The 24,596-nt window shown below is 32.8% G+C and carries 25 protein-coding genes, 2 pseudogenes and 1 riboswitch; of the genes and pseudogenes, 23 read left to right on the top strand and 4 right to left on the bottom strand.

What is annotated here, in order from left to right; translation table 11 throughout:
• Window positions 1-57: 57 nt before the first annotated feature.
• Entirely contained in the window at window positions 58-684 is a 627-nt protein-coding gene (locus M1D73_RS12745; RefSeq protein ID WP_098212464.1) for a DUF6518 family protein, read from the bottom strand.
• 708 nt (window positions 685-1,392) lie between these two features.
• On the opposite strand from M1D73_RS12745, the gene abc-f reads away from it, so the two are divergent.
• The 5 genes and pseudogenes from abc-f to M1D73_RS12770 all read left to right on the top strand — a co-directional run bounded on the left by abc-f (window position 1,393) and on the right by M1D73_RS12770 (window position 7,296).
• On the top strand, window positions 1,393-3,021 hold the full coding sequence (gene abc-f / locus M1D73_RS12750; RefSeq protein WP_000661373.1) for a ribosomal protection-like ABC-F family protein: 1,629 nt from the start codon (window positions 1,393-1,395) through the stop codon (window positions 3,019-3,021).
• A gap of 20 nt (window positions 3,022-3,041) precedes the next feature.
• Window positions 3,042-3,626: a GNAT family N-acetyltransferase gene (locus M1D73_RS12755; RefSeq protein WP_000343078.1), complete on the top strand. Its 585-nt coding sequence runs from the start codon at window positions 3,042-3,044 to the stop codon at window positions 3,624-3,626.
• Between the two features lie 258 nt (window positions 3,627-3,884).
• Window positions 3,885-4,655 carry an ABC transporter ATP-binding protein gene (locus M1D73_RS12760; RefSeq protein ID WP_000404284.1) on the top strand — a complete coding sequence of 257 codons (771 nt, stop codon included), beginning with the start codon at window positions 3,885-3,887 and terminating at the stop codon, window positions 4,653-4,655.
• Window positions 4,630-6,561: an ABC transporter permease gene (locus M1D73_RS12765; RefSeq protein ID WP_000144180.1), complete on the top strand. Its 1,932-nt coding sequence runs from the start codon at window positions 4,630-4,632 to the stop codon at window positions 6,559-6,561. The genes M1D73_RS12760 and M1D73_RS12765 overlap by 26 nt, the downstream gene beginning before the upstream one ends.
• Before the next feature lie 67 nt (window positions 6,562-6,628).
• A pseudogene (locus tag M1D73_RS12770) lies at window positions 6,629-7,296 on the top strand (lipoprotein BA_5634 family protein).
• 76 nt (window positions 7,297-7,372) lie between these two features.
• Here M1D73_RS12770 and M1D73_RS12775 read toward each other — a convergent pair.
• Window positions 7,373-7,714: a DUF3914 domain-containing protein gene (locus M1D73_RS12775; protein ID WP_098212465.1), complete on the bottom strand. Its 342-nt coding sequence runs from the start codon at window positions 7,712-7,714 to the stop codon at window positions 7,373-7,375.
• A 278-nt stretch (window positions 7,715-7,992) separates the two neighbouring features.
• On the opposite strand from M1D73_RS12775, the gene M1D73_RS12780 reads away from it, so the two are divergent.
• The 10 genes and pseudogenes from M1D73_RS12780 (at window position 7,993) to M1D73_RS12825 (ending at window position 17,334) form a co-directional block, all read left to right on the top strand.
• Entirely contained in the window at window positions 7,993-9,234 is a 1,242-nt protein-coding gene (locus M1D73_RS12780; RefSeq protein ID WP_000517071.1) for an esterase/lipase family protein, read from the top strand.
• Between the two features lie 87 nt (window positions 9,235-9,321).
• Entirely contained in the window at window positions 9,322-10,347 is a 1,026-nt protein-coding gene (locus M1D73_RS12785) for a homoserine dehydrogenase (protein ID WP_000701757.1), read from the top strand.
• An 89-nt stretch (window positions 10,348-10,436) separates the two neighbouring features.
• Window positions 10,437-11,885: a MocR-like pyridoxine biosynthesis transcription factor PdxR gene (gene pdxR / locus M1D73_RS12790; protein WP_098212466.1), complete on the top strand. Its 1,449-nt coding sequence runs from the start codon at window positions 10,437-10,439 to the stop codon at window positions 11,883-11,885.
• 4 nt (window positions 11,886-11,889) lie between these two features.
• Window positions 11,890-12,804, top strand: a complete 915-nt coding sequence (ddlB, locus tag M1D73_RS12795; RefSeq protein WP_002041179.1) for a D-alanine--D-alanine ligase — start codon at window positions 11,890-11,892, stop codon at window positions 12,802-12,804.
• 73 nt (window positions 12,805-12,877) lie between these two features.
• Window positions 12,878-12,983, top strand: a riboswitch (TPP riboswitch).
• A gap of 127 nt (window positions 12,984-13,110) precedes the next feature.
• Window positions 13,111-13,800, top strand: coding sequence for a thiaminase II (gene tenA, locus M1D73_RS12800; protein WP_000144517.1), 690 nt, complete (start codon window positions 13,111-13,113; stop codon window positions 13,798-13,800).
• Window positions 13,801-14,197: 397 nt separating this feature from the next.
• Complete coding sequence (locus M1D73_RS12805) at window positions 14,198-14,461, top strand: DUF3937 domain-containing protein (protein WP_002082716.1); 264 nt, start codon at window positions 14,198-14,200, stop codon at window positions 14,459-14,461.
• A 555-nt stretch (window positions 14,462-15,016) separates the two neighbouring features.
• On the top strand, window positions 15,017-15,346 hold the full coding sequence (locus M1D73_RS12810) for a heterocycloanthracin/sonorensin family bacteriocin (protein WP_481158027.1): 330 nt from the start codon (window positions 15,017-15,019) through the stop codon (window positions 15,344-15,346).
• Between the two features lie 145 nt (window positions 15,347-15,491).
• Window positions 15,492-15,626 (top strand): annotated as a pseudogene (locus M1D73_RS12815) (site-specific integrase); the annotation flags it as partial.
• 209 nt (window positions 15,627-15,835) lie between these two features.
• The gene (locus M1D73_RS12820; RefSeq protein ID WP_002041181.1) at window positions 15,836-16,321 is read left to right on the top strand and encodes a hypothetical protein; all 486 of its coding nucleotides are present in this window, start codon (window positions 15,836-15,838) and stop codon (window positions 16,319-16,321) included.
• A 311-nt stretch (window positions 16,322-16,632) separates the two neighbouring features.
• Window positions 16,633-17,334 carry a pPIWI_RE module domain-containing protein gene (locus M1D73_RS12825; protein WP_440046388.1) on the top strand — a complete coding sequence of 234 codons (702 nt, stop codon included), beginning with the start codon at window positions 16,633-16,635 and terminating at the stop codon, window positions 17,332-17,334.
• A gap of 38 nt (window positions 17,335-17,372) precedes the next feature.
• Here M1D73_RS12825 and M1D73_RS12830 read toward each other — a convergent pair whose 3' ends face one another.
• A complete protein-coding gene (locus tag M1D73_RS12830; protein ID WP_000675852.1) occupies window positions 17,373-18,482 on the bottom strand; it encodes a site-specific integrase in 1,110 nt (369 codons plus the stop codon).
• 303 nt (window positions 18,483-18,785) lie between these two features.
• On the opposite strand from M1D73_RS12830, the gene M1D73_RS12835 reads away from it, so the two are divergent.
• The 4 genes from M1D73_RS12835 to M1D73_RS12850 all read left to right on the top strand — a co-directional run bounded on the left by M1D73_RS12835 (window position 18,786) and on the right by M1D73_RS12850 (window position 22,209).
• The gene (locus M1D73_RS12835) at window positions 18,786-20,024 is read left to right on the top strand and encodes an exosporium leader peptide-containing protein (protein ID WP_481158028.1); all 1,239 of its coding nucleotides are present in this window, start codon (window positions 18,786-18,788) and stop codon (window positions 20,022-20,024) included.
• Window positions 20,025-20,589: 565 nt separating this feature from the next.
• On the top strand, window positions 20,590-21,741 hold the full coding sequence (locus M1D73_RS12840) for an AimR family lysis-lysogeny pheromone receptor (RefSeq protein WP_139020005.1): 1,152 nt from the start codon (window positions 20,590-20,592) through the stop codon (window positions 21,739-21,741).
• A gap of 37 nt (window positions 21,742-21,778) precedes the next feature.
• Complete coding sequence (locus M1D73_RS12845; protein WP_000720927.1) at window positions 21,779-21,925, top strand: hypothetical protein; 147 nt, start codon at window positions 21,779-21,781, stop codon at window positions 21,923-21,925.
• A gap of 155 nt (window positions 21,926-22,080) precedes the next feature.
• Window positions 22,081-22,209 (top strand): hypothetical protein, encoded by a 129-nt coding sequence (locus tag M1D73_RS12850; protein ID WP_000836786.1) that lies wholly within the window; start codon window positions 22,081-22,083, stop codon window positions 22,207-22,209.
• Window positions 22,210-22,244: 35 nt separating this feature from the next.
• Here M1D73_RS12850 and M1D73_RS12855 read toward each other — a convergent pair whose 3' ends face one another.
• Window positions 22,245-22,598 (bottom strand): helix-turn-helix domain-containing protein, encoded by a 354-nt coding sequence (locus M1D73_RS12855; protein ID WP_440046384.1) that lies wholly within the window; start codon window positions 22,596-22,598, stop codon window positions 22,245-22,247.
• A 200-nt stretch (window positions 22,599-22,798) separates the two neighbouring features.
• On the opposite strand from M1D73_RS12855, the gene M1D73_RS12860 reads away from it, so the two are divergent.
• From M1D73_RS12860 to M1D73_RS12875, 4 genes are all read left to right on the top strand, one after another.
• The gene (locus M1D73_RS12860) at window positions 22,799-22,990 is read left to right on the top strand and encodes a helix-turn-helix domain-containing protein (protein WP_000854271.1); all 192 of its coding nucleotides are present in this window, start codon (window positions 22,799-22,801) and stop codon (window positions 22,988-22,990) included.
• Between the two features lie 61 nt (window positions 22,991-23,051).
• A complete protein-coding gene (locus M1D73_RS12865) occupies window positions 23,052-23,318 on the top strand; it encodes a helix-turn-helix domain-containing protein (protein WP_000522028.1) in 267 nt (88 codons plus the stop codon).
• The gene (locus tag M1D73_RS12870) at window positions 23,318-23,482 is read left to right on the top strand and encodes a hypothetical protein (protein WP_000390285.1); all 165 of its coding nucleotides are present in this window, start codon (window positions 23,318-23,320) and stop codon (window positions 23,480-23,482) included. The genes M1D73_RS12865 and M1D73_RS12870 overlap by 1 nt, the downstream gene beginning before the upstream one ends.
• Window positions 23,483-23,539: 57 nt before the next feature.
• Window positions 23,540-24,595 carry a DnaD domain-containing protein gene (locus M1D73_RS12875; RefSeq protein ID WP_440046382.1) on the top strand — a complete coding sequence of 352 codons (1,056 nt, stop codon included), beginning with the start codon at window positions 23,540-23,542 and terminating at the stop codon, window positions 24,593-24,595.
• Window position 24,596: the final 1 nt, after the last annotated feature.

A 24,596-nucleotide genomic window follows, 5' to 3' on the forward strand; every position in this document is an offset into this window, starting at 1 on the left:
TAGTTTTTTGTAAGAAAAAAGCTCGCCCTTTGATAGAGCTAGCTTCATGAATTTTAATTAAGTAAACAAACTTAATAATTTATATCCAATTAATCCTAAAATAGTGATAGGAACCATCATTAAGAAAGAAGAAATTCGATTAGCATTAGAGCGTTCTAATACAAGAATCAAGATAATCCCGACTATGACTTCGGTATATCCAACAGGTAACACGTGACTATAGTCTTCAAAATTTAAAAGAATGTGAAGTCCATCCGTTACAAAAACGCCACTAATAAGCGCGCTTCCGAATTTATGAAGTGGATCCGTAGTATCTTTCCATAGAAAACCTGCAACTCCAAAGATAGTTCCTCCTATACATGCACATACAATCCATACGGATATAAAATAAATAGAGTGAGCTACATTTTTAATAACTATTGCATAACCATAGTAGCCTAATACCATACCGAGTAGTGCAAGGATACCAGAAAGTATAGCTGTACGCTTAGAATAACTAAAGCTAGCCACAAAAAAGGATGGAACTAACCAAACGCTTCCTAGATTAGCTAATGAATTCCAATGTCCAGGAAGTATACCTTGCCCCAATTTAGTTAGTATACCAACAATTATCCCTACTATAATCGGGACGAGAAAAATCCTTAAAAACATATTTAACTTTGTGATTTTTAATGTCCTGTCCATAAATTCAATCCTTACATTAATATTTTCTGTAAAAATATAATAGCTTATTACAAGGGAATAATCAATAAAAATTTATCGAAAAACAATAAGTGATTATTGGATAATGAATAACATTTTGTTTTTATACAAAATTTATCCCGCTTTAATGGGCAGTAAGACCCCCACCTCAAAATTCAGCGAAAGCAAAGAAATTAGGTGGGGGTCGGGCTGCCCATTAAAGTCCGATTGGTTCAACTAATAATCAGTGGGGATGAAGAAAACCCCCACTGATTAAAGTTTCACTTTATATAATAGAGAGTGCTTAGAAGTTTACTACTGGGGAAATCTAAAGGACGTATTACAATCAATGTAACTTGTGCTTATTCAACATGAAGTTAAGGAATGATAAATAAACCTAAAAGAAAGCAATCTTTTTAACAGCACATATAATTGCATTTACTCATACAGTACTAGTATGGTACAATATGGTTATTAACGACGGAAAGGAATGATGGGTGGACGATGATTAACTAATCTTATTTTTAAATGTTGAAATTCAATAAATTTCAATTTCTAAAAAATAGGATTAGTCTGCCCAATTTCCATACAACGGTATTGCTATTTATATTGCGCAATAGCTTATTTGGGTATAAATAATGTAATGACTAATCCTGCCAAATTTATTTGGGAGGATTTTTTATTCTCCCTTAATGAAAGGGATCGGTATTTATGAAAGAACTATTAAAATTAAATGATGTTTATGTTGAAATAAAAGAAAATATGTTGTTAGAGAAAATGAATGTGACAGTAAAACAAGGGGATGTTATCGGATTAATCGGTAAAAATGGTGCTGGTAAATCAACGTTACTTCAATTAATAAATGGGAAGATTGAACCTTCAAAAGGTACTGTTGAATGGATGCAAATGAATATGACAACAGCATATGTTGAGCAAGAAATAGAATCTTTTATTAGTAATGATGTAATTGCAAAAGAAGCAGAACTTCTTGCAAAATGGGGCGTGCCAACGAACGATTTTCATACTTTAAGTGGTGGTGAAAAGCTGAAAATTCGATTAGCAAAAGGATTTGCTGAAAATCCTAATGTCTTAATATTAGACGAACCGACAAATCATTTAGATGAGATCAGTACGGGATTTCTCATTAAACAAATAAAAAACATGAAAGGTACAGTTATCGTTGTATCGCATGATCGATATTTTTTAGATGTTGTCGCAACAAAAATATGGTCAATTGAGGACAAAAAATTAATTGAGCATAGTGGTAATTATACGAGCTACATGAAAGCACGTGAGCAAAAAAGAAAGTCGCAGCAGCGTGAATATGAAAAGCAGCAAAAAAAGATAGAACAAGTAGAAACACATATAAAAGAATTGAGTTCATGGTCACAAAAGGCACACGCGCAGTCTACAAAACAAGAAGGTGTGAAAGAATTCTATCGTGTAAAAGCGAAGCGAATGGATGCACAAGTGAAGTCAAAACGAAAACGACTTGAAAAAGAGCTGGAGAAAGCGAAAGTAGAACGTGTGAAAGAAGAGTATTCAGTTGAGTTTTCTATTCAAGCGAACAAAAAAGTAGGAAAACGTTTTTTAGAAGTGAAGCAATTAAAAAAAGACTTTCATGGGAAAGTATTATTTGAAAACGTTAATTTTACAATTCAGCACGGTGAGAAAGTTGCGATTGTTGGACCAAACGGTAGTGGGAAAACAACATTACTGAAGATGATTATGGGAACGGAAACTGCTGAAGGAGAAATATGGATTTCACCATCTGCGAACATCGGCTATTTGACACAAGAAGTTTTTGATTTACCGCTTGATAAAACACCAGAAAATTTATTTTTTAAAGAGACGTTTGAAGAAAGAGGAAAAGTCCAAAATTTAATGAAACATTTAGGGTTCCAAGCTTCTCAATGGAAAGAGCCGATTGAGCATATGAGTATGGGAGAAAGAGTAAAATGTAAGCTAATGGCTTATATTTTAGATGAAAAAGATGTACTCATTTTAGACGAACCGACGAATCACTTGGATCTACCTTCACGTGAACAACTTGAAAATACATTAGCTGAGTATAACGGAACATTAGTAATTGTATCTCACGATCGATATTTTTTGGAGAAAACAACTAACACAAAACTCGTGTTTTCAAACAATACGATACAAAAGCAGCTAGAAGAACCTACGAAAACAAGAGATGATATTGAAGAGCTACGTTTAACGTTAGAAACAGAGAGACAAGAAGTACTAGGGAAATTAAGCTTTTTAACTTCTAACGACAAAGAATATAAAGCACTGGATGAACGGTTTATGGAACTTACGAAGCAGATTAAGGAGCTTTAATGTAAGTAAGGGGGATTAACATGGATGAAGAGAGATTCACTAAGTTATTTAAAATAGATTGTGGAGATATATACCTACAAGAGTTTACGGTCAAAGATGCAGAGAGTATTTATAACATATCCAATCAACCGGAAATAGAAAAATTTTTACCGGACTGGAAATCGATGAAAGAACAAAGGGTTAATTGGGTTGTAAATTATGAAATACCAGAAAATAAAGCGTTTCTTCATGCAGTGAGAACTACGACTAACATAGATGATCACATATTAAGACTAGGAATATTTAAGAAAACCACAAATGAATTTATTGGATGGTGCTGCACAGGTATGAAAGAAGAACTCTCTTCACCAAACAGAGAGATAATGTATGCTATCTCAAATGAACATCAAAATCATGGCTATGCTACAAAAGCGACTAAAGGTTTAATTGACTTTTTGTTTAAAGAAACAAATTTAAATGTCCTTAACGCAATTGCTTTAATTAACAATGTAGCATCAAATAAAGTTATTGAAAAATGCGGGTTTATTTATAAGAGCCAACAGAGGATAGAAAATCAAATATATAATCATTATATATTGAGAAAATCTGAGTGGATAAAAATATAACGTTGGGTAGTAAAAGACCGTTAGCAATCGGTCTTTTACTCATTTATATAATAAAGATTTATTATACATTGTATTTCCTACTACTATACAATTATTATAAGATAGTTATGCGCTAATTTTAGTTTGAAAATAGTTTTATTATCAGTTTTTTTAGAAAACTTACAAGCGTGTAAGATAAATGAAAGACGAATCAATATGAGCTGTAAGACAATTCATTTACACTCTGTTATGAGACGTGCAAATGAAGGGAGAATATACATGGAAATTTTACATGCAAAAAGTATTAGTAAAGTATATAAAGGGAAAGTACCTTATAAAGCATTAGTTGATATTGATTTATCAATTCAAGAAGGTGAATTTGTAGGGATTATGGGGCCATCTGGTAGTGGAAAAACAACGTTATTAAATATGGTATCTACTATTGATTCTCCATCATCGGGAGAAATTTTAATAAATGGTACAAATCCTTTCCAATTATCATCAGAAGATTTAGCGTTATTCCGCAGAAAACAATTAGGATTTGTTTTTCAATCATTTAATCTTCTTAGCACACTTACTGTAAAAGAAAACATCGTATTGCCGATGACTTTAGATGGTGTTTCCGTGCAAGAAATGAACAAGCGATTGGAAGAGATTGCAGAGAAGTTAAATATTACAGATATCTTGAATAAAAGAACATTTGAAATATCAGGGGGACAAGCTCAAAGAACAGCAATCGCTCGTGCGATCGTTCATAAGCCGCAATTATTACTTGCAGATGAACCAACAGGGAACTTGGACTCTAAATCTTCAAATGATGTAATGGAGATGCTTGATACTCTTAATAAAGAAGAAAAAGCAACGATGATGTTAGTTACACATGATCCGTATGCTGCGAGTTTTTGCAGTAGAGTAGTATTTATTAAAGATGGTCAACTATATAACGAAATTTATTGTGGTGAAAGCAGACAAGCCTTTTATCAAAAGATTATGGATGTTCTTTCTTTGTTAGGAGGGAAAAGGCATGACTTTTCGTCAGTTCGCATTTAATAATATTTTTCGTAATAAGCGTACATATGCTGCCCATTTTTTAAGTAGTACATTTTCTATTATGGTTTTCTTTACGTATGCTCTTTTATTATTTCATCCTGATTTACAAGGGGAATTAAAATCAACAAGTGCAACAATGAGTGCATATGGTACGATGGGATTTACAATTTCGCAAGGTTTGATTTTTGTATTTTCATTTTTCTTTATTTTATATTCAGTTAGTTCATTTTTAAAAACTCGTAAGAAAGAATTTGGCATATTAATGATGCAAGGTATGTCAATGAGACAGTTTAAGAAATTATTATTAATTGAAAATATGTTGATTGGACTTGGTTCAATTTGTATAGGGATTTTCATTGGACTCATATTTTCTAAACTAGTTTTATTGATAAGCGCAAGTGTATTAATGATTAATAATGGTTTGCCTTTTTATACACCAGTGAAGGCTGTATTATTAACAGTTATCACTTTTCTTTTCTTATTTTTCATTGTTTCACTATTTACATTTAAAATGGTAAAAATAACGGAACTTGTCGAACTTATTCGAGCAGAGGAAAAACCAAAACCTGAACCGAAATCTTCAATTTTATTATCACTGCTTTCTTTAATTAGTATAGGATATGGATATTTCTCAGTATTTCGCTTTATTTCAATTTCCAGTTTTACTACACTTGGAATGGGTGTCTTACTAGTAATTATAGGAACGTACTTTTTATATACACAGTGTAGCGTTTATATATTACATCTTGCTAAAAGGAGAGAATCTTTCTTTTTAAAAAGAACAAATATATTAACGTTTTCTGAATTAATTTACCGTATGAAAGATAATGCAACGATGTTTTTTATTGTATCTATTATTTCAGCAGTTGCATTTACAGCTATTGGTACAACAGCTGCTATTGGTAATAGAAATTTAGTGTGGATGACAAACCCATATACATTTCTGTATGAAAGCTCTGAAAACAACAAATTGGTAGATAAACATCTCTCTATTATAAAAAAGCATCTCTTGGATGCAAATATTCCGTATCGAATGGCTTCATCTTCAAGTAAATTTACAGAAAGTAACGTAAATGTATTGAAATTAAGTGAATATAACGAACTTACGAGAGCACTCGGGTACCAACATGAAACGATTGAAAAAGAAGATGAAATTTTACTAATCCCTGGGAGGGTGTCACAAAAGCAAGAATTTAAAAATGGTGACTACAAAAAAAATATTGAAGTCATTCAAGGAGATTGGACAAAGACATTTCGTGTGAAGAAAACTGTAGAGAATTTAGTTTTACCACATGATTCTAGTAGTATTTATATTGCTGTTCAAGATCATGTGTATGATGAAATTCCTCTGACGAGTAATCCAGAGGATGAAGATATTCAACATCGTACTTACGGATTTGTTGTAGATGATTGGATAAGAACGAAAGAGATTTCAAATCAATTAAAAAGTATATTCGATAAAGATCTTAGGGACAGTGATTTCTACTTTGAAGCTTTAACATTAAACTTGTTGGAGGCAAAGCAAAAAAATGGTTTATTACTTATGGCAAGTGTTTTAGTCGGAATCGTTTTCTTTACATTTGCTGCTAGCTTTATTTATTTCCGATTATATACAGATTTGGACCGTGATCAACAACAATATAAAATGATTTCGAAAATGGGATTAAGTAAACAAGAGTTAAAAAAAGTTGTAACGAGACAGTTATTATTAATGTTCTTCTTACCGATTGCTGTTGCGGTGATTCATACTGTAGTAGCGTATACGGCACTGCAACAATTAGTTAGTTTTTCTATTTTAAATAGCTCGATTTTTATTTTAATTTCATTTATATGTATACAAGTTTTATATTTCTTTATTACTCGTTGGCGTTACCTACAAAAGCTTTATAAGACTATGGAGCAATAAAGGATATCAACTAATAAAATTACAGAAAAGCATGTAAAAAATGATATGAATTATGAAAGGAACCGTGATGAAAAGAACTTTAACTATTTTTTGTTAGCTATAATACTTTTAATAAGCTTTAGTTCATGCTCTAAAAAGGATAACTCATTTCCTGCAAACGGTGTATTAATTATTGGAGATGAAAATAATATTTCACCAATTATTAATCGTTATAAGGAAATTACGAAAGAAAATGAAGTGTTTTCTGTGAAAAAAGGTGAAGTTGGAAATGGACATGTATTAATTTTAAATGAATCTACAGCACTAGCACTGATTAAAGAAAAAATTTTTCATAAACGAGGTAATGGCTCCAATTATATTTTAGATACGTTACCAAAATTCCCAAAAGAAGGATCACTATTGTTTACAAATGAAGACGAAAAGAATATGAAAAGTATTAAAATAGAAGGAAATGAGATTCCTGTTACATACGATAGTGACACTTGGATAGGAAACACTCGTAAATATCCAACGCAATCGTATGTGATTGTAGCAAAAAATAGCGTATATAAGGAAATAAAAGCAAATGAAACGAAAATGCACCTTCTTCAATTAAAGAAATCTCTAGGTGATGAAAGACCTAAAATGTCGACAGATAATACAATGGTTAATGAAAATGTCAAAGTAAAAAAGCTAATTAAAGGTTTGGAAGGAGAAGTATCTTTTCAATTTGTAACGATTGGCGAAAAACCTTAAAAAAGAGTTCGGAGTTGATAAAAATTTCATCAGCTTCGAACTCTTTTTAGTTTATAGACAAATCAATTATTATGCTTTACATTACTTCATTTAATCGAGTCTCGTTTGTTTCCTCAATCCCATTTGAATTTTGAACTGAATTATTTTGGGCTTCTTTTTCTTTACGAGCCTTTTGTAGCATTTCAAGGATGATCCATAAGGGAACACCTTTATCCTTTAACATCTTCCATAAATCTAATTCATTAAATTTATGCTCAGGCTGTTTCATTTCTTTTTCAGATAAACGAATATCAAACTTGATAGGATCACTTATTTTCTTACTTTCAAGTTTAGTAGAAGAGATAGTATTATGCTCAAGATGAGATGGAGTTATTTTAGTAGGTTGAGACAATGTATGAATATTTGATCCGATTTGCATGATTTTTCCTCCTTTTCAAGCAATGAGATTAGTTTTCTTATGATTTTTAAATCTTTTTAACATGAGGAAACTATATCTAATTATAAATCTAAATAAATAGATTTACAAGTTATATTGTAAAAAGTAAATACTCACTTGAATTAATATTTATCAACATTTTTATATGTTTTCTATATATACAACGTATATAAAATACTTTACATTATGTTTAAGTTGTTAAATTATTCTGTTAATTTTTTAAAAAGAAAAATGTAAACGTTTTATTAGGGGGAGAAAGTATGGGGAAGTTATTTTTAAAAATATGTTTTTTTGCATTAGTGACCGTATGTTCATTCGCAGCGAAAATATCATACGCTGAAGAGAGGCAACAAAATAATTATCCTATCATATTGGTGAATGGATTTGCTGGATGGGGTAGAGAAGAAATGCTTGGCGTAAAATATTGGGGTGGTGTTCATGATATACAGGAAGATTTGAAACGAAATGGTTATACGGTACATACCGCAGCTGTTGGACCTGTTTCTAGTAACTGGGATCGTGCATGTGAATTGTATGCACAAATTAGCGGTGGGACAGTAGACTATGGTGCAGTCCATGCTGAGAAACATGGACATAATCGTTTTGGCAGAACTTATAGTGGTTTTGCGCCGAATTGGAGTGAAACAAATAAAGTTCATTTAGTTGGACATAGCATGGGTGGACAAACGATTAGAACATTAGTACAGCTATTAAAAGAAGGTAGTTTTGAAGAAAAGAATTATGTAAAAAATCACCCAGACACCAAAATATCACCACTATTTGAAGGCGGAAAATCATACGTTCATAGTGTTACAACATTAGCAACCCCTCACAACGGTACAACACTTGCGGATGGTAGTCTTCTACTGCCGTTCGTTAAAGATTTACTCATTACAGCTGCAAGCTTTGGAGGAAACAATAATTTATCATTATATGATTTTAAATTGGATCAATGGGGTATAAAGAAGAATGCTGGAGAGTCCTTTTTCCAATATAGTAATCGTATTCTAAATAGTTCACTTTGGAAAAATACAAAAGATATAAGTCAATGGGATTTAAGTACAGATGGTGCAAAGGAGTTAAATAATTGGGTAAAGACGCAACCAGATGTGTATTATTTATCCTATAGTGGACATGCATCACAAGCAGCACCTATAACAGGTTTACATTTGCCTCATATAACGATGAATAAAGTGTTAATGGGAAATGCATTTTTCTTAGGTTCTTATGCGAGATATGAAGAAAACCGTCCACTAGTTGATACTTCTTGGTGGCAAAATGATGGTGTAGTAAATACAAATTCTATGATTGCACCCTCTTCTAATGTTACTGTAAATAATAATGAGTCATTACAGATTGGAAAATGGAATCATATCGAAACGAAAGCGAATTGGGACCATCTCGACATGGTAGGGTTAAGTGTTTCAGACTCGTTAGGTTTTTCTAGCATTCAAGAGTTTTATAGAACAATTGCTGAAAAGCTATCACGTTTACCGAAATAGGTAATAATAAAGCGCTCTCGATGGAATTCGAGAGCGCTTTATATTATATTGAAAGAGGGATTTGGTAGAAAAATATGGGGGGATATTATGAAAATTCAAGTTGTATTATCAGGATACGGAACAGTAGGCAGAGAGTTTATAAAATTATTAAATGAAAAATATTCATATATATATGAAACATATGGGATTCAATTAGTTGTAAGCGGCGTATTAGGGAGAAATATTGCAATACATAATGAAGACGGCTTATCACTTCATCATTTATTAATGTATGGTGGCGGTACCGCTGCAATTGAAAAATATTTAGAGTATCATCCGAAGGAACGTGCAACAACTAGCATAAGTGGTACTGTATTGGTAGAATCAACAGTTACAAATCTTAAAGATGGAAATCCAGGGAAACAATATATGAAACAAGCGATTGAAAAACAGATGGATATAGTAGCAATTTCTAAAGGTGCGCTCGTTACAAATTGGAGAGAAATAAATGAAGCAGCAAAAGGCGCAAATATACGAATTCGATATAGCGGTGCAACAGCCGCTGCACTACCGACACTAGATATCGGACAATTTAGTTTAGCCGGTTGCAGTATTGAAAAAATAGAAGGAATATTAAATGGAACAACTAATTATATTCTTACGAAAATGTATGAGGAAGATATGACATTTGAAGAAGCACTGAAAGAAGCACAAAATAAAGGAATTGCTGAGACAAACCCTATATTAGATATAAGTGGTTCAGATAGTGCGTGTAAATTGTTACTTTTGACAAACAGCTTAATGGAAACAGAGAAAACACTTACTGATATACATATAAAAGGAATCGAGCACGTTACAAAACAGCAAATTCGAAATGCTAAGGAACAACATAAAATTATTAAATTAATAGCATCAACATATAAGGATGAGGGAGGCAATGTGAATTTAAATGTTGAACCGTGCCAAATAGAAAAAGATCATCCGTTAGCAAAAGTAAATGGAACCGAAAAAGGAATTACGTTCTTTACAGATACGATGGGACAAGTTACTACAATTGGTGGGGCTTCTAATCCAAGAGGCGCTGCAGCTGCAGCTTTAAAAGATGTAATAAACTTATATCGAAAAGATTTGTAAGACCGTACCGCCCTTTATAAAAAATACATATGCCGTGGACCTTTTGAGAATGAAATAAATATGCAAAAATGATTGCAGGGGGTAAGAAATTGTTTAAGGATTTTAAAGTTGTTAAAGAACGTCCCGTTTATATTCAATTGAAAGATTATTTGAAGAAAATGATTATGAAAGGGCATTTGCTCGGGGATCAAAAAATCCCATCAACAAGGGAACTAAGTGAATTACTAAGTGTGAGTAGAAACACTGTACTCGCTGCTTATGCAGATTTAGAGCAAGAAGGACTCATTTATGCAGTTAAAGGAAAAGGGAACTTTGTTGCCAAGGTGGATATATCTAACACTTCGTCTGTTGAAATAGATTGGAAAAATAAACTTAATACAGTGACCGCATTAGCGGACGAATTAGATTTAATGAAACATGGTGTTCGTTGGGAAAAGGGAATGATTGTTTTTAATAGTATAGCCCCGGATGAGAAGCTATTTGATGTTGAAAATTTCAAAAGAGCTTTTCTTACTCGTATGTCCATTGAAGGGGACATCGTATTGAACTACGGATATGCAAAGGGATATAGACCGTTAATGAATTATTTACTTCATTACATGGAGATGAAAGGTGTAGACATTTCGAATAAAGATATTCTAATTACAAATGGATTTACAGAAGGATTGGATATTGTACTCTCTTCTTTATCAAAAAAATCCGGTCGTGTCATTTGTGAGAATCCAACTCACCATGCTGCACTTAAGCTTTTCCGTTTGCATGGACTTGAAGTTCATGGGATTGATATGCATGAGGATGGTATTGATACGAATGCAGTTGAAAAAAGTTTGCGTGAAAAAGATTTTGATTTTGCTTATTTAATTCCTTCTTATCATAATCCAACCGGTATTGTTACGAGTTCAGAGAAAAGAACGGAATTGATGAGGTTATTCTCAAAATACAACGTTCCTATTATAGAGGACGGATTTAATGAAGAATTACGTTATTCAGGTTCACATTTAGCTCCATTATTAACTTTTGCGGGAGCTGGCAATAATGTGATTTATATTAGTAGCTTTTCAAAGGTACTTTTCCCTGGTTTACGTGTAGGCTGGATTATTGCAGATAAAGAGCTGATTCATTATTTAGAAAGCGTAAAAAGAGCAAGAACGATTCACACATCTACGCTAGATCAAGCTGTTCTGTTTCAATATTTACATGAGGGATATTTTGAAAAATATTTAAAAAAGGCAAGGTCTGTTTATAAGAAAAAATATGAGTTAGCTGTCGGGGCATGTAACCAGTACATTCCTTTTAAAAGAATGACTGGAGATGGTGGACTTCATTTATTTATAGAGCTAGAAGAGCATATGAATGCCCGCACACTTTTACAAAAGTGTTATGAGAAAGGCGTTACGTTTTCACCTGGAGATGTTTTTTACTCTGATGGAGAAGGAGCAAACACTTTCCGATTAGGGTTTTCGCGCTTGAAAGAAGAAGAAATAGTTCGTGGAATTAAAATAATTGGTGATACATTAAAAAATGAAATTTGGAGTTGAGAAAATGAAAATCGGTGTTATTATGGGCGGGGTATCGTCTGAAAAACAAGTTTCAATTATGACGGGGAATGAAATGATTGCTCATTTAGATAAAAATAAGTATGAAATAGTTCCAATTACATTAAACGAAAAAATGGATTTAATTGAAAAAGCGAAAGACATTGACTTTGCATTGCTCGCATTACACGGAAAATACGGAGAAGATGGGACAGTTCAAGGAACACTGGAGAGTTTAGGGATTCCTTATAGCGGAAGTAATATGTTATCTAGCAGTATATGTATGGATAAAAATATTTCGAAAAAGATTTTACGTTATGAAGGTGTAGAAACACCAGATTGGATTGAACTTACAAAAATGGAGGATCTAAATCTTGATGAGTTAGATAAGTTAGGATTTCCATTAGTGGTAAAACCAAACTCTGGCGGATCGAGTGTCGGGGTGAAAATCGTTTACAATAAAAATGAATTGATCTCAATGCTAGAAACTGTATTCGAATGGGATTCTGAAGTAGTAATTGAGAAGTATATAAAAGGTGATGAAATTACATGTTCTATTCTGGATGGAAAACAGTTACCTATAGTTTCAATTCGACATGCAGCCGAGTTCTTTGATTACAATGCAAAATATGATGATACTAGTACGGTTGAGGAAGTTATCGAACTTCCAGCAGAAATTAAGGAACGTGTAAATAAAGCTTCACTTGCTTGTTATAAAGCATTAAAATGTAGTGTTTATGCAAGAGTTGATATGATGGTGAAGGACGGAATTCCATATGTAATGGAAATTAATACATTACCAGGGATGACACAATCAAGCCTATTGCCCAAAAGTGCAGAAGCAGCGGGAATTAGTTATAGCAAACTATTAGATATGATTATTGAAACATCATTAAAAGTTAGAAAAGAAGAAGGGTTTTAAGGGAATTATATAACGAATTTTTTTGACAGTTTCACGAAGTATGCTATGATGAATACATTATAAAAACAAAATATTTATCCACTAGGGGGGCCTTTTATAGGCTGAGATCAAATGTGATTTTGAGACTCTTAGTACCTGATCTGGTTAATGCCAGCGTAGGGAAGTGGGAAAGACGTTGCTATTTAATGAGTAAATAAATACTGTCAATTTCACTTTCTTTACGCCTGTAAAGAAAGTTTTTTTATTTTACAGCTTTAATAATTGTGGATAAATACTTATATTTTATACATTATTGGAGGGATTTAAATGACTTTTTCACAATCATTACGTAAAGAAGTAGATTCAATTTGGGAAGCGAGTTTTAACCATCCTTTTGTAAAAAAACTTGGTGAAGGAACATTAGATTTAGCTAGTTTTCGCTATTATGTGCTTCAAGATTCATATTATTTGAGTCATTTTGCTAGAGTACAAACTTTAGGAGCTGCAAAAGCTCTTGAATTAGAGACGACAGCTCGTATGGCACATCATGCTCAAAATACATATGAGGCCGAGTTATCTTTACATGAGAATTTTGCTAAAAAACTAGGGATAACGAAAGAAGAAAAAGATAATTTTATTCCTGCGCCAACTGCATATGCGTATACTTCACATATGTATCGTGCTGCGTATGAAGGGCATTTAGGAGATACCATTGCAGCAATTTTACCTTGCTATTGGTTGTATTATGAAATTGGCGAACGCTTAAAAGAGTGCCAGCCGGAAGAGCCAATTTATAACGAATGGATTTCTGCTTATGGATCTGATTGGTTCCGTACGCTAGTTGAAGAACAAATTACACGTTTAGATATTATCGCTGAAAAAGTAACAGAGGCAGATCGCAAACGTATGAAACAGCATTTTATTATTAGCAGTCAATATGAATATTCATTTTGGGAAATGGCTTATACATTAGAAAAGTGGCCAGTGGATACAGACGTAAAAGACGTAATTGGATAAAGAATAGAAGTAATGTTATAGATAGGTATGGATCATACCTATCTATATATTTTTTCTTGTCAAATTTGCGTAAAGTCATTAGTGCTACGGAAATGGCGAAATAGAATATCGATAATTTAGCTCATTTACTTGTCTACGCATTAACTGGATAAACTTCTGTCACATTTATTTTACAATCAAAGAACGTAAATGTTGGTGGTATGAAGTTAAATAAGAAAAGAAACCCGAGCTGTTAGCTGTAACGGAGTTGTTTTTTCTTTGCAGGAATTTCTATATTATCATGGAGTGTTGTTAATACGATATGCAAATATGCATATCGTATTTTTTTGAGTTCCTCATGTGTTAAAATTAGATATAAAGATATAAAAATATAAAGAAGCAAAAGCAGGAATATCCAATGAATTTTGAGAGGTGTTATATGTTTACAAATAAGAAATTAATTCGATTTGGTTTATCGTTGTTTGTATTTTTAGGAATCATTAATTTTACAATCAGCTATTTCCAAACATATCTTGAAACAGCAGCAGATATCAAATGGGTAATTCCAGAAATTTGGAAAACTATTTTGCTAGATGTTCCTCAAGGTATACTTGTTCTTTTAGGCGCAATTGCTTTATATGATTTCACAAAAGAGGCATCACAAAAAGACGCATCAATCTAAGTGTGTCTTTTTTCAATTAGCAATTTCATAGAGAGTTTTGCTGGAGAAATAGAATGAAAAGCCCTAATTAGGGTTTTTTTTGTTGGAATTTCATATCCGTCATAGAAACCGGTCACTTGGAGGTGTTATAGCGAAAGCCATTTACAGTACAGAAAAATCTAAGCAGCAGACGGAAATATATAGGACATGGCATCATAATTATTGAGAAATTAATTGAACTTAGTAAGTATGAAGATATGACGCTAGAATTCATATTTTTTAATTTTTATTTATCCCGCTATTTGCCGGGCAGTAAGCCCCCCACCTCAAAATTCAGCGGAAGCAAAGAAGTTAGGTAGGGGATGAACAAAACCCCACTGATTAAAGTTTCACTTTATAAAAATGAGCCCATAGTAAAAATAGGTATATGAACAAGGTGCATCATCTAGTGATAAGTCATACTTTGTTGGTGTACGTATTGAACTTAGTTTATAGCGCTATTTCTACTTAGATGTAACGAACAGGAATATAGGGAAGTATCGATGAGGTTGTATTTTATAAACGGAGGTTATGAAAATGAATCAGTTTCAACAAGAACTACAAGCGTTAAGCCTTAATGATTACCGGTCTGGAAATATTGTCTATTGGGACCAGCAAAACCAATATCCATATTACTATATTGAAGATGCTGCTCGTCGCTGTGGCGGTTGTGGTCGTTGTGGCGGTTGTGGTGGAGGTCGTTGTGGCGGCTTCCGTTGTGGTGGCTTCCGTTGTATTGGTTGCTTCGGTTGTATTGGTTGCTTCGGTTGTTTTGGTTGCGGAGGCTGTGGCGGCTGTGGTGGTTGCTCTAACTGTTTTGATGGTTTTACTGATACTACCGGTACTATTGTAACGTATGAATATTGATAACATCTATCTTGCTAGTTGCGGGCAGTAACATCCCCCAAAAAATTCAGCGAGAGCAAAGAGAAGTTAGGTGGCGGACTGCCCATAAAAGCCCGATTGGTGAGAGCTGATTAAAGTTTCACTTTATCAATAAAAAAACATTAGTTATATGTACGTGCCGACAAAGAATATAGCCATTATTAATGGACATATTCAATCATTCAAGTGAAAGAGTAACAATAAGATATATAGATGTAATCAAGATGTGATGGATAAAGCAATGACTAGATTTAAAATCTAATCATTGTTTTTTTCTTATGGTTTTGTCATTAAATATCTGTCTAGTTTGGGCATTGCTTCCTTCTAGCTAACGAATTTATTACAACTTTGTAAGGTTAATGTAATGTTAATCGATAGTAAATGAAGATGCTTGAGTGTAATTTAAATAAGATTAAAAAGTACTGTTTATCTATAAAATAATCGGGTAAATAATATGTAATTAGGAAGTGTATGAATATGATTGAACTAAAATCTATTATCCATTCGTATAAACTAAAGAGAAAAATAGCTAAAGATTTATACGGAAAAAGAGATGAATTGACACTGTTATTAAATGAATTTAATAAAATGAAATGTACAGTAACATCTGAAAAGAAGAAAAACAATATATTATCTCGTTTGCAACTAATTTATCAAAATATGAAATTAGATAAGCAGTATCCTCTATCAGTTGCTTTTGATAGTAAATTATTGGAGCGATTAGAAAAAGAACCTCTACATACTATTGAGGATGGTGTAACATGTTTACATCTAATGTTAGATGTGAATTATGAGAAAATAAAACAATATGGTTCGAGTACAAGTAGGTCATTTGTTCCATTATCACAGTCTTCTATTTGTCTTGCTGATTGTATTTGTTTAACAGGAGTTGTAGTAGGTTTACTAGGAGCAATTTCATTTGGGGGATTACTGTTATCTATATGTTCAATTACATAAAGGTTGATATTTGTAAAAAGGGCACCGAATTAAGGTGTTCTTTTTTGGTTTTTTTGTAAAGATATTGTAAATGATAAGTACAATGCATTAATTATAATGTATAATTTGAATGTATCGAAATTCAAATATAGTAGAGGTGTTATACATGATAATTACTTTGAATTTTTAAAAGAGTCGGTTTGATAATAATTTATGTAGATAAACAGTTTTTACGTTTCTTTTAAATACTTGGTTTAAATGGATTAGATTAAGTAACTATTGTTCTAGCTTTTTGATAATCAAGACAACTGAAGAAAGGAAGCAATCATTTTATGAAAAAATTAAGGCTGCTAACATTTGAAAATATAGTAGAACCCCTTTTAAATGAAAAGGTATCATTTATATACTTTCCTATTGAATGGCTGGACATCGTAGAGATACATTATAAGACATTTTTATTAACGAGTAAGTTGAAACGTTTGAATGAAAGATTGTATGATATGTTTTCGGATATATTGTTTATTCAGCATAACCCGTACGTATTAAATGAAAATACACCATGGATTGTATCGAAAGAACCTATTAGACAAGAGCAGCTCGATTATATTTTTCAAAGTTGGTATGAGATTATTCATGATTGGAAACCAAATAGATTAGTAGAACCACCAAAATATGAATGGCAATCCGATTTGATTTCTAATTTGCCAGTACTACAAGATAATGAAACGTATTCTAAGTGGGTGCCCGCTTTAATCTCACATATTTTTTGTGAGCGTCCTATATATTTAAAAAATACAAATGAAGAAGAAATCTATTTTTCCCCTCTTAGATCACAAAATATTTGTGAGGCGATGTCAGGGCCGATAAAAGATGAAAAAACACAAGATTTTTTCTCCTATGTATATCGATTCGAATGCATAACCCGCGGTGGTGAGAACGCTCCATTATTAAATATTTCAATAGGGATTCGGAGATTTTATCAAGAATATAAGATGATAGGTCAAACAAACTTTGATATGACAACGTTTGTTTGACTTTTTTTGATAAAATGCAAACATTTTGCAAACATAGGTTATCCAAAGATACTTTTACCGAAGTTTTTAACTGCTTCTTCCTGCATATTCGGTAAAACATGTGAATAGACACTTAATGTCATTGAAATATCTGTATGACCTAATCGCTCACTGATGATTTTAGGGTTAACTCCTTGTTTCAATAGTAGAGTTGCGTGTGTATGTCTTAAATCATGGAATTTAATTTCTTTTATACCTACTTTGTGTGTCATCCTAATGAAACTTTTTCTGAAATGTGCTCTTTTTATTATTCTTCCAAACTCATTACAATTTATTAAATCTTGATCTAGATAAGCAGAACCAAACCTTAATTTCTCTTTATTGATTAAAATTTTATGTTTTTTTAAGGCTGCTATTGTTTCATTAGGTACAGGAATTGTGCGTTTTGATGAATTTGTTTTTGCAGTTTTTTTGATTTTATTGTCATGACCAGATGTTTGATTTATTGTAACAGTATGTTTTTCAAAATCAATGTCCTGCCATCGTAAACCTAGAACTTCTCCTAAACGCATACCTGTAGTTATTGCAAGTAGATACCCAATGTGATATCGTGATTCTTGTGAATGAGCTAAAAACTTTTTTACTTCTTCCTCTGTCCAAGTCTGGATAGGGGTTTTTTCTTTTTTAGGTATCTCAGCAAAATCTGCTGGATTTCGAGAAATAATATTTTGTTTTACGGCTAGGTTTAAAGCGCTCTTTAAAATTCTATGCATAAGCAGAATAGAATTGTTTGCAATCCCTTTATCTATCGCAGTCTTATAACATTTTTGAATGTGTATAACATTTAGTTTATGGAGCGCAACCATTCCTATACTAGGTATAACATGTTGGTTGATAAATGCCTTATAGCCAGCAAAGGTACTCTTTTCTATGCTCATACTTTTAATTTCTAGCCAATGATTTAGATAATCTTTTAACGTAACTTTAGATGGTTCTATAAAAGTTCCTTCATTCAACTCGGTAATCTTCTTTGCCACATCAGCCTGTGCTTCTTTTTTTGTCTTATATCCAGAAAACCACTTCTGTCTTCTTTTTCCTGTCTCTGGATCAGGACCGATATCAATAACGATACAGTATTTATTTCCTCTTTTTCGAATATGCCCTTTCACTTAAAACACTCCTTCATTTGTTTTGAATCATGTTGTATAAGTCTAGTTGTAATTTTGCTGCTATGAAAATTACATGTTTGGACATATCAGCGATGGATATATTTTACCATATATGAACAGAATTGATTATTTAATATATTTGTTGTTTTTTACAAAAATTAATTTTATAAAAGAATTTTGTATATTTAAGGAAATATTTTCATTTAGAATATTTTATTTGGAATAGTACATCTTATATATATCATATTTTGTACAATTAATATTTTCTTAATTGAGAAATGATTTTTATTTGGAGTGAGATATATGGAGAGGAAAAAGAAATGGGAAGGATTAAACTCTAAAAATCTATCTGCTAGTTCAATGGATTCGAGTTTAATAGGACCGACATTGCCACCGATTTCCTCATTTACTCTACCAACGGGAGCAAGTGGAGCAACAGGTCCAACAGGTCCAACGGGAGCAAGTGGAGCAACAGGTCCAACAGGTCCAACGGGAGCAAGTGGAGCAACAGGTCCAACAGGTCCAACGGGAGCAAGTGGAGCAACAGGTCCAACAGGTCCAATGGGAACAAGTGGAGCAACAGGTCCGACAGGTCCAACGGGAGCAACTGGAATAACAGGCTCAACAGGTCCAATGGGAACAAGTGGAGCAACAGGTCCGACAGGTCCAACGGGAGCAACTGGAATAACAGGCTCAACAGGTCCAACGGGAGTAACCGGAATAACAGGCCCGACAGGTCCAACGGGAGTAACAGGAGTAACAGGTCCTTCAGGAGGCCCGGCAGGTCCAACAGGTCCAACAGGTCCTTCAGGAGGTCCAATAGGTCCAACGGGAGCAACTGGAATAACAGGTCCAATAGGTCCAACGGGAGCAACTGGAATAACAGGCCCAACAGGTCCAACGGGAGCAACTGGAATAACAGGCCCAACAGGTCCAACGGGAGCAACTGGAATAACAGGCCCAACAGGTCCAACGGGAGCAACTGGAATAACAGGCTCAACAGGTCCAACGGGAGTAACCGGAATAACAGGCCCGACAGGTCCAACGGGATTTGAATCTGCATTCAGAGCTTTCAAATCTACTGATCAGTCCGTTACTGCTAATACACTGTCTATAGTAACATTTGAAACTACACAATTCGATTTAAATGGTGAATATGATGGTGTATCAACATTTATACCGCAACAAGATGGAGTATATTTAATTATTACTACTATAATTTTTAGTCCTACTGATGATACTCTAAATTATGTAACGGAAGTGTTTATAACAGTTAACAGTGCTTTAATAGCAGGAGATGATAGCTTTTTTGGTGGAAATACTGGGCTTTTAAATGCGGTAACAGTTTCTACCATTGTACAATTGAATGCAGGGGATATGGTGCAAGTCCAAGCCGGTAGTACCATAGATGGCGTTATTGCATCTCCGCTTCTTACAAATTTTCAAGCTGCGAGGTTTCCATCACCAGTTCCAAATACACTTTTCTTGTTAAATAATGTATCTGCAGATTGGAGTAAAAGGCCGTTTAGCAGAAAATCATAATTATATTCATTTTAAAAATAGCGTGAAGAAAATGATGAATTTAAATTAATATTGTTTATTAAGAATAAGAAAAGCCACTTAGGTGAGTGGCTTTTCTTATTTTTAAATTATGGGATATACATGTAAAACTAGGCAATCCTCTACATATAAAGTTTGAGTTAAAAGAAAAATATAATTAGTGTGGTTACAACGAAAAGGATTATCAAATGCAATATTGCATAATTTATTTGAAAGGGTAAAAAACTAGGTGTTTATAACTATATTTAACTTTCTCAAGTTTTTTCAGAATATGAGAGAATAGCTGTTTGGGTTATTTGTGATAGAATATTCTTAATAATATAATTTGATGGAACGAAAAAGACCCATAGCGTGTGTAATTGTGCTGGGAACACTTTTACACCGTTTGCCCTAATTGTAGTAGGGAAAACATTTGCCATGAGCCTTTCAGTTACGACTATACGTAACATATACGGCTAGTATAACACAACTTTTAGATGTAATTCATCATTGAGGTGCGTTTTCATGATAGGGAAGTGTGTCTTGTTCCAATAAGGGGGGACAAAACATGTGGAAAGCTCTAAATCAAATTGAAAAAGAGTTATGTGCAGCTGGAATAAGGAAAAATAAACTAGCAGATTATTGGGGAGTTAAGCCTAGTACTGTTACAAAAATTTTTAAAGGTAACACAGACATGAGTTTTGGTTTTCTTTCCAAGACCATCATCCTATTAAACAAAGGCATACAGGTTCAAGAAAAATTATTAACAGATTATATACATATAACGAAACCGAAATCAGAAAACTTACGTGAGGCAATGGAGGATTTAGCTTTAAGAGGAAAGTTTAATCTATTAATTAATATTATAAATAGTGAATCACAATCAAAGGTAGCAGAAAATAGAGAATTCGCTAATGTGTATCGAATTATATATAGACGATATATAGGTGAAATTGATGCTACACAGTATCATAAGGCATTAAGCTTGGAAAGTAAATCAATAAAAACTTCAGAGATGGAGGTGTTAATTGAAATTTTATTATGCCAAGCGCAATATCAATCGGGTAACTTTACTTCTTTAAATGAGCGGTTAAAATCTCTTGAAATAAAAATAAATACAATAAGTAATAGGTACATTCAAGAATGTTATAAATTACGATATAAAGAGGCCATTGCCGTTACTTCGTTGCAGGGTGGTGAAGTCATTGAAGCAAGGCATGTTAGTAAGGAACTATTAGATGATCTTGAATGGGATAACTTTTTTTCTTTTCCAAAAGTAAATGCATATTTAAAGTTAGGAGAATCGTATATTTTTTCAGCGAATGAATATGAAAGGGCGAAATATTATTTGGAAAAGACCTTAGAAGTGATAGGGGATAGTAAGACTAACGGAATTGAGAGAAAAAGAAAAATGGTACAACATACATTATCATTTCTAAAGATTCATCATGATAAAGAAATTAGTAGCTTAGATGTTGTTCATTCAGGTGAACTAGCATATTTAAGGATTAAACAAGGTAAGAAGATGGAAGCGAGAAAACTTTTGGATCAATTAAAAGAGAAGAATGGAAGATTAACAGACATACAGACTGCATATTTAGGTTTAACATATGAAGGTACTAAAAAAGAAGAGTTAATGAAACGATCTCTTTTGATGTGTCAAAAATCAGGTAATATATTTTATTCGAATTTACCAAAAATACACTTGGGTTTAATTTGAATAATTGGTATAATTGTCTTTGGAAAGAGGTGAAATAATGAAAAAAATAATTACAATCCTTCCTGCACTATTAATAGCTGCTACATTATTCATTAACACTGATTCTATTAAAGAAAAACCTAGTACAAATGATTTAAAACCTACAGTCCAACACATGATGGTTGACCCTGGTGGCGGTTGGTAAAATACATAATAAAGGTTTATATATATTACAAATGGCATCGTCTTAATTGACGGTGTCATTTGTAGTTTTAGGAGAAATTTCTTTTTTTGCTAAAAGAAGAAAAAAGAAATTTTTGTAAAAAAAATACAAAAATACAAAGAGGGGGATCGTAGAAGATGAAGAGCAAAGAAGGGGAAGTTAATCTAATTAAACGAGCTTTATTACTTTTAAAAGAAGAGGATAATCCGAAAGAGAAATTATTTTCTATCTGTTTGAGTGAACCAAAAAAAGAAAAAGTTATGTAAAAAAGACTATCTAACTTTTGGATAGTCTTTTTACACTACATATTTTCTTTAGATTTCTCGTAGTTCACAAACATCTCTAATTGTTCTAATGCTTTTTTTCGTTGTTCTTCAGGTAAGTCATTAATGATCTGAAGAATTTCGTGTGCTTCTTTTGTTAACTGTATATCCTCGCCGGCTGTTAAATCTGGTGAATCAGATAAATCTAACAAATAATCCGTTGTTACTTTTAAATAATTTGCTATCTTCTGAAGTGTACGTGTACCGGGTGCTTTTTTCCCCTCGACATAATTATAAACAGAAACATGACTAACACCAATTGCATCAGCTAACTGTTGTTGGGTAATGCTCTTCTTTTCAATTAATGATTTCAACCTCTTATGACTAAACATAATAAAAAACACCCCAAGTTTATTTTATATGAAATTATTGTTTCTTAATTACTATTATGGTGTCACACTGTCATTATATATTAACTATCAGTTAAGTGGAAAGGTAATTTTTTTGGAAAAAGATTTGGGAAACACTTGAACTTAACCTAAGGTTAAGTTATTATGTAATTAACAACAAAAACGGAAGAGAGGAGTTGTTTATGAAAACTCTAAAGCAGCTACGTGTAGAGCAGGGGTATACATGTAGGGAAGTAGCTGAAGCCGTGGGTATTACTGAAGTTTATTATTGGTATATAGAAAACGGGAAGCGTCGACCTTATTATGATTTAATTGTGAAAATTGCTGAGTTTTTTAAAGTGAAGCTAGATGCAATTAAAATTTTTTGTCCTTAACTTAACTTAAAGTTAAGTTAAGTTATGGTTAGTTAAGTAAATAAGAAAGGAGCAAAACAAAATGGGATTAGATCAAATCATTAAAGAGTCAATCCGCGAAGTTGTTCGCGAAGAAATTCAAGCAGCTTTAGCGTCATTCCAACAACAATCACAACCAAACAAGGTAATGCGAGTGAAGGAAGCAGCAGCTTTCTTAAACATAGCAGTTTGTAGAATGTATGAATTAGCAAATCATCCTAAGTTTCCAGTAATAAGAGAAGGGCGTAAACTACTTTTTTTACAAAAGGATTTAGAAGCCTGGCTTGAAGCACAAAAGGAGGTGATTTAGTGGAAGATACAACATCATTAGCTATATTAGCGATATTAATTGCATGTGGTTCATTTTTATTTTACATAACTTATGAGCCAATAAAACAATGGGCTTGGAGTGATGTGAAGCAAAGTAAAAAGACCCATGGCAGTGGGTCCTTTTCAAAAAACAAGTTGTTATAAGTATACCACGGAAAGTAGGAAAATAGCACATTGGTTTTATTGAAAGGAGTGAAAGCTATGAACAACAAGGTATTACAAATAGGGCAAATAAATTTTCGTGGAAATGTTATAGATCATGGATGGTTTAAAACACTTACATTAGGTAATGGTAAACCTAATATTGTTGCAATTACTATCTTAGGAGAAATTGTTTATTGGTATAAACCTACTGAAGTAAGAAGTGAAGAATCTAGTCAAGTTCAATATAAACAAAAGTTTAAGGCAGACACGCTTCAAAAGAGTTATCAACAATTAGCAGATTCATTTGGATTTACAAAAAGACAAGTAAAAGAAGCATGTGACTTTCTGAAAGAACGTGGACTTATAAAAATTGAATTTAGGACGATTCTTGTTAACGGAACTAGGTGTAATAACGTTATGTATGTTGAACCTGTACCTGAAATGATTCAGAAAATATCTATTATGTATTGGGGAAATGCTAACCCTCCTACACTGAAAAGTAATAGTCCTATTACTTTAGAAAGCAAGAGTGTCTTACATTCTAAAGTAATACCCTCCTACGATAAAATGGAAGAGTCTCTTACACTAGAACGTAAGACAAATACAGAGATTACTACAAATATTACTACAAAAATAAATGATGATGATGCTACTTCATCTCAGAAATTAATTGATCAAGAATTTAAAACTAGTTACAACTTTTTACTTGACAAGGGGATTCCGTTAAGTGAAATTGCAATTCAAGAATTAGGTGAGTTTTGCGATAGATTCGGTAATGAATTAGTTATTCACGCTGTTAATAAAGCAATTGATGAAAATGTGCCAAAGTGGAGATATATTCGCAGTATTTTAAGTAGTTGGGAAAAGGAAAAAGTAAAAACATTAAATGATGTTGCTGCTTTAGATACTCGATTTGAAATGAGTAAGAAAAACAACAAACGTACTGGTAAAGGTTATTCCAAACGAACGGAAGTTGTACCAGATTGGTTACGTAAACAAGAAGAACAAGAGCCAATACAGCAGCCACACCAAACTCAAAGTGATGATCTTAAAGATAATAAGAAACGTTTGGATGAGATTCTAAATAAATATAAAAATCCTAAAGGAGAGTAAG

The organism is Bacillus sp. PK3-067 (assembly GCF_056738645.1).

What these genes read in the sequence shown, in the direction of transcription:
- M1D73_RS12745 (WP_098212464.1), bottom strand. Translation starts at nt 684, where the DNA reads ATGGACAGGACATTAAAAATCACAAAGTTAAATATGTTTTTAAGGATT.
- abc-f (WP_000661373.1), top strand. Translation starts at nt 1,393, where the DNA reads ATGAAAGAACTATTAAAATTAAATGATGTTTATGTTGAAATAAAAGAA.
- M1D73_RS12755 (WP_000343078.1), top strand. Translation starts at nt 3,042, where the DNA reads ATGGATGAAGAGAGATTCACTAAGTTATTTAAAATAGATTGTGGAGAT.
- M1D73_RS12760 (WP_000404284.1), top strand. Translation starts at nt 3,885, where the DNA reads ATGGAAATTTTACATGCAAAAAGTATTAGTAAAGTATATAAAGGGAAA.
- M1D73_RS12765 (WP_000144180.1), top strand. Translation starts at nt 4,630, where the DNA reads ATGACTTTTCGTCAGTTCGCATTTAATAATATTTTTCGTAATAAGCGT.
- M1D73_RS12775 (WP_098212465.1), bottom strand. Translation starts at nt 7,714, where the DNA reads ATGCAAATCGGATCAAATATTCATACATTGTCTCAACCTACTAAAATA.
- M1D73_RS12780 (WP_000517071.1), top strand. Translation starts at nt 7,993, where the DNA reads ATGGGGAAGTTATTTTTAAAAATATGTTTTTTTGCATTAGTGACCGTA.
- M1D73_RS12785 (WP_000701757.1), top strand. Translation starts at nt 9,322, where the DNA reads ATGAAAATTCAAGTTGTATTATCAGGATACGGAACAGTAGGCAGAGAG.
- ddlB (WP_002041179.1), top strand. Translation starts at nt 11,890, where the DNA reads ATGAAAATCGGTGTTATTATGGGCGGGGTATCGTCTGAAAAACAAGTT.
- tenA (WP_000144517.1), top strand. Translation starts at nt 13,111, where the DNA reads ATGACTTTTTCACAATCATTACGTAAAGAAGTAGATTCAATTTGGGAA.
- M1D73_RS12805 (WP_002082716.1), top strand. Translation starts at nt 14,198, where the DNA reads ATGAATTTTGAGAGGTGTTATATGTTTACAAATAAGAAATTAATTCGA.
- M1D73_RS12810 (WP_481158027.1), top strand. Translation starts at nt 15,017, where the DNA reads ATGAATCAGTTTCAACAAGAACTACAAGCGTTAAGCCTTAATGATTAC.
- M1D73_RS12820 (WP_002041181.1), top strand. Translation starts at nt 15,836, where the DNA reads ATGAATATGATTGAACTAAAATCTATTATCCATTCGTATAAACTAAAG.
- M1D73_RS12825 (WP_440046388.1), top strand. Translation starts at nt 16,633, where the DNA reads ATGAAAAAATTAAGGCTGCTAACATTTGAAAATATAGTAGAACCCCTT.
- M1D73_RS12835 (WP_481158028.1), top strand. Translation starts at nt 18,786, where the DNA reads ATGGAGAGGAAAAAGAAATGGGAAGGATTAAACTCTAAAAATCTATCT.
- M1D73_RS12840 (WP_139020005.1), top strand. Translation starts at nt 20,590, where the DNA reads ATGTGGAAAGCTCTAAATCAAATTGAAAAAGAGTTATGTGCAGCTGGA.
- M1D73_RS12845 (WP_000720927.1), top strand. Translation starts at nt 21,779, where the DNA reads ATGAAAAAAATAATTACAATCCTTCCTGCACTATTAATAGCTGCTACA.
- M1D73_RS12850 (WP_000836786.1), top strand. Translation starts at nt 22,081, where the DNA reads ATGAAGAGCAAAGAAGGGGAAGTTAATCTAATTAAACGAGCTTTATTA.
- M1D73_RS12855 (WP_440046384.1), bottom strand. Translation starts at nt 22,598, where the DNA reads ATGTTTAGTCATAAGAGGTTGAAATCATTAATTGAAAAGAAGAGCATT.
- M1D73_RS12860 (WP_000854271.1), top strand. Translation starts at nt 22,799, where the DNA reads ATGAAAACTCTAAAGCAGCTACGTGTAGAGCAGGGGTATACATGTAGG.
- M1D73_RS12865 (WP_000522028.1), top strand. Translation starts at nt 23,052, where the DNA reads ATGGGATTAGATCAAATCATTAAAGAGTCAATCCGCGAAGTTGTTCGC.
- M1D73_RS12875 (WP_440046382.1), top strand. Translation starts at nt 23,540, where the DNA reads ATGAACAACAAGGTATTACAAATAGGGCAAATAAATTTTCGTGGAAAT.